This window comes from Nocardioides sp. (genome assembly GCF_030149505.1).
In the GTDB taxonomy this organism is placed as follows: Bacteria; Actinomycetota; Actinomycetes; order Propionibacteriales; family Nocardioidaceae; genus Nocardioides.
Genome location: NZ_JASBRN010000019.1, coordinates 36,235 through 45,898, shown reverse-complemented (window position 1 = coordinate 45,898; position 9,664 = coordinate 36,235). Strand labels below are relative to the sequence as shown.

Annotated in this window: 11 protein-coding genes; 7 read left to right on the top strand and 4 right to left on the bottom strand. The window is 76.4% G+C overall.

Going from position 1 to position 9,664, the window contains the following annotated elements:
- Together Q1V71_RS03655 and Q1V71_RS03650 are read right to left on the bottom strand one after the other, a co-directional pair.
- Positions 1-1,899, bottom strand: a 1,899-nt coding sequence (locus tag Q1V71_RS03655) for an ATP-dependent DNA helicase (RefSeq protein WP_300640840.1), incomplete at its 3' end; no start/stop codon positions are given.
- A 195-nt stretch (positions 1,900-2,094) separates the two neighbouring features.
- Positions 2,095-2,613, bottom strand: a complete 519-nt coding sequence (locus Q1V71_RS03650; RefSeq protein ID WP_300640837.1) for a hypothetical protein — start codon at positions 2,611-2,613, stop codon at positions 2,095-2,097.
- 50 nt (positions 2,614-2,663) lie between these two features.
- Here Q1V71_RS03650 and Q1V71_RS03645 point away from each other — a divergent pair, with 50 nt between their 5' ends.
- Positions 2,664-3,356 carry a response regulator transcription factor gene (locus Q1V71_RS03645; RefSeq protein WP_300640835.1) on the top strand — a complete coding sequence of 231 codons (693 nt, stop codon included), beginning with the start codon at positions 2,664-2,666 and terminating at the stop codon, positions 3,354-3,356.
- On the top strand, positions 3,353-4,621 hold the full coding sequence (locus Q1V71_RS03640; RefSeq protein WP_300640834.1) for a HAMP domain-containing sensor histidine kinase: 1,269 nt from the start codon (positions 3,353-3,355) through the stop codon (positions 4,619-4,621). The genes Q1V71_RS03645 and Q1V71_RS03640 overlap by 4 nt, the downstream gene beginning before the upstream one ends.
- A gap of 40 nt (positions 4,622-4,661) precedes the next feature.
- On the opposite strand, the gene Q1V71_RS03635 is transcribed toward Q1V71_RS03640, so the two are convergent.
- Positions 4,662-5,222: a hypothetical protein gene (locus Q1V71_RS03635; protein ID WP_300640832.1), complete on the bottom strand. Its 561-nt coding sequence runs from the start codon at positions 5,220-5,222 to the stop codon at positions 4,662-4,664.
- 130 nt (positions 5,223-5,352) lie between these two features.
- On the opposite strand from Q1V71_RS03635, the gene Q1V71_RS03630 reads away from it, so the two are divergent.
- The 5 genes from Q1V71_RS03630 to Q1V71_RS03610 are packed head-to-tail and all read left to right on the top strand — an operon-like array spanning position 5,353 to position 8,855.
- Positions 5,353-5,811 carry a hypothetical protein gene (locus tag Q1V71_RS03630; protein ID WP_300640830.1) on the top strand — a complete coding sequence of 153 codons (459 nt, stop codon included), beginning with the start codon at positions 5,353-5,355 and terminating at the stop codon, positions 5,809-5,811.
- Complete coding sequence (locus tag Q1V71_RS03625; RefSeq protein WP_300640838.1) at positions 5,811-6,794, top strand: FAD:protein FMN transferase; 984 nt, start codon at positions 5,811-5,813, stop codon at positions 6,792-6,794. The genes Q1V71_RS03630 and Q1V71_RS03625 overlap by 1 nt, the downstream gene beginning before the upstream one ends.
- The gene (locus Q1V71_RS03620) at positions 6,794-7,429 is read left to right on the top strand and encodes a ferric reductase-like transmembrane domain-containing protein (RefSeq protein WP_300640828.1); all 636 of its coding nucleotides are present in this window, start codon (positions 6,794-6,796) and stop codon (positions 7,427-7,429) included. The genes Q1V71_RS03625 and Q1V71_RS03620 overlap by 1 nt, the downstream gene beginning before the upstream one ends.
- Positions 7,426-8,661 (top strand): NADH-ubiquinone oxidoreductase-F iron-sulfur binding region domain-containing protein, encoded by a 1,236-nt coding sequence (locus Q1V71_RS03615; RefSeq protein WP_300640826.1) that lies wholly within the window; start codon positions 7,426-7,428, stop codon positions 8,659-8,661. Before Q1V71_RS03620 ends, Q1V71_RS03615 begins: the two co-directional genes overlap by 4 nt.
- A complete protein-coding gene (locus Q1V71_RS03610) occupies positions 8,658-8,855 on the top strand; it encodes a ferredoxin (RefSeq protein ID WP_300640824.1) in 198 nt (65 codons plus the stop codon). Before Q1V71_RS03615 ends, Q1V71_RS03610 begins: the two co-directional genes overlap by 4 nt.
- Here the strand turns inward: Q1V71_RS03610 and Q1V71_RS03605 are convergent.
- Positions 8,842-9,570, bottom strand: a complete 729-nt coding sequence (locus Q1V71_RS03605) for an SGNH/GDSL hydrolase family protein (protein ID WP_300640822.1) — start codon at positions 9,568-9,570, stop codon at positions 8,842-8,844. The two genes, Q1V71_RS03610 and Q1V71_RS03605, sit on opposite strands and share 14 nt — an antisense overlap.
- Positions 9,571-9,664: the final 94 nt, after the last annotated feature.

Here is a 9,664-nt window from a genome sequence, read left to right as displayed (position 1 = left end):
GAGGCGGCGCAGCGCGGCGAGGACGACCTCGCGGTCCGTCGTCGCCCACATGGGTGGCAGGGAGGCCCGCAGGAACCCGCCGTAGCGCGCGGTCACGAGCCGCGGGTCCAGCACCGCCACGACGCCGCGGTCCGCGGTCGTCCGGATCAGCCGGCCCGCGCCCTGCGCGAGCAGCAGCGCCGCGTGCGTGGCCGCGACCTGCATGAACCCGTTCCCGCCGGCCTTGTCGGCTGCCCGTTGCCGCGCCGACATCAGCGGGTCGTCGGGCCGCGGGAACGGGATGCGGTCGATGAGCACCAGCTGGCAGGTGTCGCCGGGGACGTCCAGGCCCTGCCACAGCGAGAGGGTGCCGAACAGGACCGTGTGGTGGTCCTCGACGAACTGCTTGGCCAGCTCCGGCAGCTGCGCGTCGCCCTGGGCGAGCGTGGTCAGGTGCGGCAGCCGCTCGCGGACCGCCTCGGCCGCGGCCTCGGCCGCCCGGCGGGAGGAGAACAGGCCCAGCGTGCGGCCGTCGGCAGCGTCGACCAGCTCAGCGATCTCGTCGAGCTGCGCCTGGCCCAGGCCGTCGCGCCCGGGCGGAGGCAGGTGCTTGGCGACGTACAGGATGCCCTGGCGGCCGTAGTCGAACGGCGACCCGACGTCGACCCCACGCCAGGGCAGCAAGCCGTCGTCGGTGCGCGGCTCGACCGGCGCGTCCTCGGTGGTCACCCGCTCCGAGGGCTTGAGCCCGACCGAGGCCGCCACGGAGCCGAAGTCGCCGCCCAGCATCAGCGTCGCCGAGGTCATCACGACGGTCTTGTCGGAGAGCAGCTTGTCGCGCATCTGCCCCCACACCTGCAGGGGCGCCACGCACAGCCGGGGCGGCATCCGCTCGCTGCCCTCGGCAAGCCACAGCACGTCGGAGTCGAGGTCGGCGGCCATCCGCTCGGCGACGGCGAAGACGTCCTGCACCGAGCCCTTCGCCTGCTGGCGACCCGGCTCGGCGTCACCCTCGCCGGGCTTCTCCCGCGGGAAGCCGGAGATGCAGGCGCGGGCCGCGTCGCGCACCAGCTGCAGCGCGTCACCGAGCTCCTCGGTGAGCACGTCGATCCGACCGGCGGGCGCGCCGGAGAGCGCGTCGCGCAGGGTCTCCCCCGCGTCGGCGAGGTCGTCGGCGGGGTTCGAAGCGCCCTCGGCCTGCACGTGCTTGCGGGCCCGGCGGGCGGCGCGCTCGACGTCGGGCGCGGTCAGCTCGTCGGTCGCGGCCTGGGTCACCCGCGCGACGAGCTCGTGCGCCTCGTCGATCACGACCGCGTCGTACTCCGGGATCATCGGGACGCCCTCGATGGCGTCGATGGCCAGCAGGGAGTGGTTGGTGATGACCAGGTGCGAGCGGTGCGCCTTCTCACGCGCCACCTCGGCGAAGCACTCCTGCCCGAAGGGGCAACGTGCGGCGGTGAGGCAGTCGCGGTGCCCCACCGAGACCTGGCGCCACTCGCGGTCGGTGTGGCGCGGGGCGTTGTCGCGCTCCCCTGACCCGCCCTGCTCGGCCTCCTCCTCGGCCCAGGCCCGCAGCTCGAGGACCTTCTGGCCCATCGACCCCTCGGGCATCTGCACCAGCGCGCCCTGGTCGTCGGGGACGCCCTCGCGGATGCGGTGCAGGCAGGCGTAGTTGGAGCGACCCTTGAGCACGGCGTACGACGTGTCGACCCCCGGGCTGCCCTTGACGGCCTCCATGAGTCGCGGCACGTCGCGCTCCACGAGCTGGTGCTGCAGCGCCAGCGTCGCCGTGGCCACGACGACCCGCTTGTCGTGCAGCAGCGCCGGCACGAGGTAGGCCAGCGACTTGCCGGTGCCGGTGCCGGCCTGCACGAGCAGGTGCTGCTCCTCGGCGAGGGCGCGCCCGACCTCCTCGGCCATCTGGACCTGGCCCTCGCGGGTCGCACCACCCAGCGCCTCGACCGCGGTGGCCAGCAGTTCACCCACCGACGTCGTCCCACCCACGGGCAGGACCCTAGCCGCGCGCCCCGACGTCCCGGGCGCCCCCTCCACAAGGAGCGCCCGGGACGTGACCGGGGCGGCGACCGCACCGTGGGGGCGGACCCGAGAGTGGCCTCAGTCGCGCTCTTGGTCGACCTCGAGCGCCGGACCGCCGGCGCCGCACTCCGCGCGCACGCGGGTCTCCGCGCCCTCCTGCTCCGAGCGCCCCTCGAACTCCACCTCGACCCGGTCCGGTCCGCGGTCCTTGACCTCCACCACGTAGCCGTCGGCGCTGGGGTAGGCCCCCACGAGGGCGATCGCGCCGCCCCGGCACTCGACGGTCACGACGCCCGCGGGGCCGGTCCAGGTCCGCTGCTGCGCGACGGCGGCCGGGGCGCTGTCGGACGGCGCGGCGGGAGCCGTGCCGCTCGTGGAGCCCGCGGACCCCGGTCGCGCGGTGGCGGTCCGGGTCGGTCGACCGTCCGGCGTCGCGGTGACCTCGCTGGGAGCGAGCGCCGTCGCGGCGGTCGGGCCCTGCTCTGCCAGCCCTGCGCCGGCCCGGGAGACCACGAGCCACACCAGGCTGGAGCCCACCGCGATGACCGCGACCCACACGAGCACGGCGACGGCGGCCGAGCGGGCCCGCGGGTTCATGCGCACCATTGTGGCACCGCCCATCCCCGGGGGGCGTTAGCGTTCCCCGCGTGACCAGCATCCTCGTCGTCGAGGACGACGCCGAGATCCGCCGCGCCGTCCAGCACGGGCTGCAGGAGCGAGGGTACGCCGTCGTGACGGCACCCCGGGGCCTGGCCGGCCTGGAGGTGGTCCTCGCCGATCCGCCGGACGTGGTGCTGCTGGACCTCGGCCTGCCCGACGTCGACGGGCTCACCGTGCTGTCGATGATCCGCACCGCCAGCGACGTGCCGGTCATCGTCATCACCGCCCAGGACGACGACCCGACGATGGTGCGCGCCCTGGACTCCGGCGCCGACGACTACGTCGTGAAGCCCTTCGGCACCGACCAGGTGGCCGCCCGGATCCGAGCCGTCCTGCGCCGGGCCGGCCGCGACGCGGAGGCACCGGCGAGCCTGAGCGTGGGCGGCCTCGTGATCGACGAGCGCACCCGGGTGGCCACCCTGGACGGTGCGCTCCTGGAGCTCTCCCGCAAGGAGTTCGACATGCTCCACCTGCTCGCCTCGCGCGCCGGCCAAGTCGTCACCAAGCGCGAGCTCCTGGCCGAGGTCTGGCAGCAGGCGTACGGCGGGTCCGAGCGCACCGTCGACGTGCACCTGTCCTGGCTGCGGCGCAAGCTGGGCGAGTCTGCCGCCGAGCCGCGCTACCTGCTGAGCGTCCGCGGTGTCGGCGTACGCCTGGTCGACCCGACGAGCCGGCCGTGACGCGTCGGATCTCATGGTTGGTGGTCGCGACGACCTCGGCGGTCGTCGTGTCCTTCGTGATCCCGCTGTGCCTGCTGGTGCGCACCCTGGCCGAGGACCGGGCCATGGCCGCGGCCGACCAGCAGACCCGCAACGTCGCCATCCTGGTCGCCACCGTCACCGACGACGACCAGCTCGGCTCCCTCGTCGCCGGTCTCGAGCGCACCGAGGAGACGACCACGACCGTGCTCACCGCCTCCGGCCGCCAGCTCGGCGAGGGCGAGGAGATGCGTCGCGACCCCGACGTCGAGCGGGCGCTGGCCGGCGAGGCCTTCCGCGAGGTGCGTGAGGAGGGCGGAGTCGTGCTGCTGCCCGTGGTCGTCGAGGACGGGACGGCGGTCATCCGGACCACGGTCGAGGAGGAGCAGCTGCGTCGCGGGGTGGCCGAGGCCTGGGCGGGCATCCTCGGCCTCGGCGCGGTGCTGATGCTGGCCGCGGTCGTCGTCGCCCGACGGCTCGGCCGGCGCGTCAGCGGTCCGGTGCGCGACGTCGCCACCGTCGCCCACCGGCTGCGCGACGGCGACCTCAGCGCGCGAGCCGCCGTCGACGGGACGGAGGAGACCCAGGAGCTGGCCCGGGCGCTCAACGGCCTGGCCGAGCGGACCACCGAACTGCTGGCCGCCGAGCGTGCCGTGGTCGGGGACCTCTCGCACCGGCTCCGCACCCCGGTGACCGCCCTGCGCCTGGACGCCGAGACGGTGCCCGACGAGGCGCTCCAGGCGCGGCTCCAGAGCCACATCGCGGTCCTGCAGCGCACCATCGACGCGATCGTCCGCGAGGCCCGCCGCCCGGTGCGCACCGACCTGGCCGCGCGCAGCGACGCCGCCGCGGTCCTCGCAGAGCGCGTCGGTTTCTGGGAGCCGCTGGCCAGCGACCAGCAGCGACCCTGGAGCGTGGACCTCGACCCCGGCCCGCTCCCCGTGGGCCTGGCCGCCGACGACCTGGCCGACCTCGTCGACGTCCTGGTCGACAACGTCTTCGCGCACACGCCCGAGGGCACGGCGGTCGCGGTCGACCTCCACCGGGAGGGCGCCCGGGTGCGGCTGGCGGTCCGCGACCACGGCCCGGGTTTCGCCCCCACGCGCACCCGGCGCCCCGGCAGCACGGGTCTCGGGCTGGAGATCGCCGCGCGCACGGTCGCCGGCGCCGGGGGCTCCCTGGAGGTCTCGGCGCGACCGGGAGGCGGTGCCGTCGTGGAGGTGCTGCTGCCGCTGGTGGCGGACTGAGCAGCTCCACCGACCCGCCCGCCCGGCGCCGGACGGCGGGTCAGTTGTCGTCCAGGTCATCGCTGTCGTCGTCGTGGCTGTCGTCGTCGTCACGGTCGTCGCTCTCGTCGTGGCTGTCGTCGCGGCTGTCGTCGTGGCTGTCGTCGTCGTCCCGGTCGTCGCTGTCGTCGTCACGGCTGTCGTCGTCCCGGTCAGCGTCGTCGTCCCGGTCGTCGGAGTCGTCGTAGCCGTCGCCGTCGTCGTCGTCACGGTCGTCTCCGCCCGTCGCGGGAGCGGGGGGCGTGACCTGGCGGGCCGCGGCGGCAGCGGCCGCCGGCGCCGGGACGGTGACGGTGCGCACGACGTCGGTCACGCAGACACCGTCCTCGAGGACGGCCGGCGGCTCGCAGGGCGCCCAGCGGGTCCGCGGCTGCGGGGCGGCCGCGGGGGTCGTGGCAGTGCCGGCGGCGGCCGTGGGGACGACGGCGGCGGCGTCGCGACGCTCGACCGGGTCGCCGAGCGCCAGCCGGTAGGCGACGACCGCCCCGGCCAGGCCGACGACGGTGGTGGTGACGAGGGCGAGGATGAGTGCTCCCCCGGGAGCACGTCGCAGGGTGTCCATGCCCGCAGCGTGGGGCAACGCGGCTCATGCGCGTGTCGTGCGCACGTCAAGCCTTCCTCAAGCCCGTCCTTGACGAAGGCTTGAGGCATCGATGAGGCGCGCTTGCCGCGCGGCCCGGCACCGTGGCGCCATGAGCTACTCCACCCGTCACCGCGACCGTTACCGGTTCGCCGTCGTCGCCGTCACCGGCGTGGCCGTCGCCGGCGCGGCGGTCGGCACCGGCGCTCTCGCCGGCGCAGCCGCCGCCGAGCACCGCCAGCAGCAGGCCGAGCAGGCGCAGCAGCAGGCCTCGCAGGAGTGGGCGAGGTACGAGCGGCAGCTGGCCCGCTACGAGCGCCAGGTCGCTCGCGTCGCCCGCGCTGCAGAGGCCCAGCTCGCCACGGTGCTGCGCCAGCGACCGACCCGCACCCGCGTCACGACCCGCTACGTCACTGCCACGGGTGGTGGCACCGCCCCCGTGGTCACCACCGCGGGCGGCTCGGGAGGCGGGTCGGGCGTCCGACCGCCGGCACCCGCCCAGCCCCAGGTGCCCCAGCCGCCGCAGGCCCCCTCGGTCCCCCAGCCCGTCGCCACGACGAGCGGCTCGTGATGGGCGCCCACCGGCACGGCGCGACGTGGCCGGCCCTGGGCTGTCGGGTCCACGTCGAGGTGCGCGACCCCGCGGCCCTACCGGTCGCCCGCGAGCTCGTCGCGACCGTGCTCCGCGACGTCGACGAGGTCGCCAGCCGCTTCCGCGACGACTCCGACCTGACCCGCGTCAACCGTGCCCCGGGCACCTGGGTGGAGGTCGACCCGCTGCTGGTGCACGCGGTCCGGGTGGCGCTCGTCGCCGCCAAGGAGACCGACGGCCTGGTCCACCCGCTGCTCGGGCGCCCCCTGGTGGAGCTGGGCTACGACCGCGACCTGGCCGAGGTGGTGCTCCGCGACACCGGCCGCGTGGTGGAGAGCCCGCCGCCGCCCCTGGACTCCTGGCGCGGGATCGAGCTCGCCGAGGACCGGCTGCGGATCCCGCCGGGCACCGCCCTGGACCTCGGCTCCACCGGCAAGGCCTGGTGCACCGACCTCGCGGTCGCCGCCCTCGCCGACGCCGGCGTCGGGGCGGCGCTGGTGAGCGTCGGAGGGGACCTCCGCGCGACCGGAGCGGCACCGTGGCCCGTCGCGGTCGCCGAGCACCCCGACGGCCCCGCCGACCAGGTGTTCGAGCTGCTGGAGGGCGCCCTGGCCACCTCGAGTACCCGCGTGCGCCGGTGGACCAGCGGCGGCGTACGACGCCACCACCTGCTGGACCCGCGCACCGGCCTGCCCGCTGCAGAGGTGTGGCGCACCGTCACCGTCGCCGCCCCGACCTGCGTGGCCGCCAACACCGAGGCGACCGCCGCGATCGTGCTCGGCGAGCAGGCACCGGACCGCCTGGCTCGGACCACGAGCGCCACCCGGCTGGTCGCCGCCGACGGCGCCGTGCTGGCGCTCGGCGCCTGGCCGGTCGACGCGGGTCCTGCACAGTCCTGGCGCGAGCCGTCCACGACCCAGCCTGCCGACACGGCGCCGCTCCCGACCGGGGCGGTGGCGTGATGGGGGCGCTGCTGGAGGGCCCGCTGCTGTGGTACCTCAACCGCGGGACCGGTCTGACCCTCCTGGTGCTGCTCAGCCTCACGACGGCCCTCGGCGTCCTCGCCATGGGCGGGCGGCCCGCCGGTGACGGCGGGGCCCGGGTCCCGCGCTTCGTCTCCCAGTCGCTGCACCGCAACATCGCGGTGGTCTCGGTCCTGGCGCTCGTGGTCCACGTGGTCACCGCGGTGCTCGACACCTACGTCGACATCCGCTGGTGGCAGGCGGTCGTGCCGTGGGGCTCGGCTTACGCCCCGATGTGGACCGGTCTAGGGGCGCTGGCCCTCGACGTGGTCGTGGTCGTGGTCCTGACAAGCCTGCTGCGGCACCGGATCGGCCGGCGCGGCTGGCGCGCGGTCCACGTGACCGCGTGGGTCGGGTGGGCGACGGGGCTGGCCCACGCCATCGGGATGGGCACCGACCTGCAGCCCGGCAGCTGGACCTGGTGGGCGCTCGCCCCGACCGCCGCGGCCGCGATCGTGGTCCTCGGGGCACTGCTCGCCCGGCTCCAGGGCCGCCGACCGCACCACGAGGCCGCCGTCCCCCTCCTCGCACGCACGACCGACACCGACACCCGCTCCCTGGAGGTCCTCCGATGACCACGCCCTCACCCGTGCCCCACAGCGACGCCCCGCGCGTCCACGTGGGACCGCTGCTGCTGTCGGGGGCGGCGGAGGGTCCCGGGCTCGCCGCCCACCGCGCCCGCTGGGGCACCCTGCCGCGGGCCAGTGCAGCGGACCTCGCCGAGCGGGCCGAGGCCGTGGGCCTCGGCGGCCGCGGAGGTGCCGGCTTCCCGTTCGCGACCAAGCTGCGCACCGTCGCCGCCGGCGGACGCCGCAGTGCGGTGGTCGTCAACGCCTCCGAGGGCGAGCCCGCCTCGGCCAAGGACGCCGGCCTGCTGCTCACCGCGCCGCACCTGGTCCTCGACGGCGTGGCGCTCGCGGCCCGGGCGCTCGGGGTCCGCGAGGCCCACGTCGTGCTGCCGGGCGACCGGCCGCAGGTCGCGGCCGCCGTCCGGGCCGCCCTAGCCGAGCGCGACGACCCGCGGCTGCGGTGGCACACCGCGACCGCGACGCCGCGGTTCGTGGCCGGCCAGTCCCGTGCCGTCCTCGAGCTCCTGGCCGGTCGACCCAACCTGCCGGTGACGGCCTGGGCCCCCGATGCGATGGCGGGGCTGCACGGTCGACCCACGCTCCTGAGCAACGCCGAGACCTACGCCCACGTGGCGGCACTCGCGCTGGCCGGGGTCGCGTCGTACTCCCGCCAGGGCTCCCGCGAGGAGCCGGGGACCACACTGCTCAGCGTCGGGGTGGGCGCCGGCGGGCCCCACGTGCACGAGGTGCCGCTGGGCAGCCGGATGGTCGACGTGCTGCCGCCGCAGGCCTGGGGGCGCCCCGTCCTCGTCGGTGGGTTCCACGGCACCTGGACCTCCTGGGACACCCTGGCGACCGCGACGGTCTCGCCCCGGTCGCTGGCCGCCCTCGGCGTGCCCCTCGGGGCGGGCGTCGTGCACGTCCCGGCCCCCGGCACCTGTCCGCTCGAGCTGACCGCGCGGATCGTCTCCTACCTCGCCGGTCAGAGCGCCGGACGCTGCGGGCCCTGCGCCAACGGACTGCCGGCCCTGGCCCAGGCGGTCACCGCCGTCACCCACGGCCGTCCCGGCGCCGTGGACCGGGTGGCCGAGCTGACCGGTCTGGTGGCTGGCCGCGGCGCTTGCGCCCATCCCGACGGCACCGTGCGCCTGGTGCGCTCGGCCCTCACCACGCTGCACACCGAGGTCGGGGCGCACGCCCACGGCTGGTGCACGACCGCGACGGCGGTGGCCTCGTGAGCGCCCGGCTGCGGGTCGACTGGCCGGCCTGCCGCGCCGAGGGCCTGTGCCACGAGCTGGTGCCCGACCTGGTCTCGCTCGACGAGTGGGGCTACCCAGTGGTCCACGGCGAGGTCGACGAGAGCCGGCTGCGCGAGGCCCGGGCCGCGGCCCGGCAGTGCCCTCGGCTGGCCCTGCGGCTCATCGAGGACTGAGGGCGGCCCACCGCAGGGCCACCGCGTCCCCGAACGTCGCGTGCGCGGCCGGGGTCAGGTGCAGCAGGTCCGGTAGGTAGTCCAGCCGCAGGTCGCTGACCGCGAGGAACCGCACCTGCCGCTCCGCGCACAGCCGCTCCAGCAGACCCTCCACCCTGGCGACGTACGCCGCCCGCGCGGGTGCGGCCGCCGGCCCGACGACGGTCACGGGGTGCCCCGCGACGGCGGCCAGCACGCGGTCGAGGCCGGCCTCGACCTCCGCGTCGGCACTGTCCCAGTCGTTGAGCCCGCCGGCCACGACGACCGGGGTGCCGGCCGGGACGGTGCGGATCGCGTCGGCGGCCCGGGCCCCGAAGGAGACCCGCTGGCCGCAGCCCGAGGCCCCCGCCCCGAAGCCGGACCCGGAGAACCCCGCCACGTGCACGCGCCCCGGCAGCCGGCTGGGCCACGAGCCGACCGGGTCGTCGAGCCCCAGGCCGGCGGTCCAGGAGTCCCCGACGACCAGGGCGTCGGGACCGGAGCCGGTCACGGCCTCGGCGCGGGCGAGCGAGTCCGCGGTGAACTGCTCGCAGCGGGTGGGCAGCGTGCCGGTGGCCCGCTCGACCCCGAGCACGCCGAGGGTGAGCAGGAGCCCAGCGAGGGCGAGCACCAGCGGCAGGCGCGGACGCGCGCTGCGTGCTGTCCGGTCACCCGGGACAGTCCCCCGGTGGACCATGCGCCCATCCTGGGGCCTCGCGGGCACCCGCGCAGACGAACGGGGCGGACGGTGACGACATCGTCACCGAGCCGTGACGAGACGCCTCGGGAGC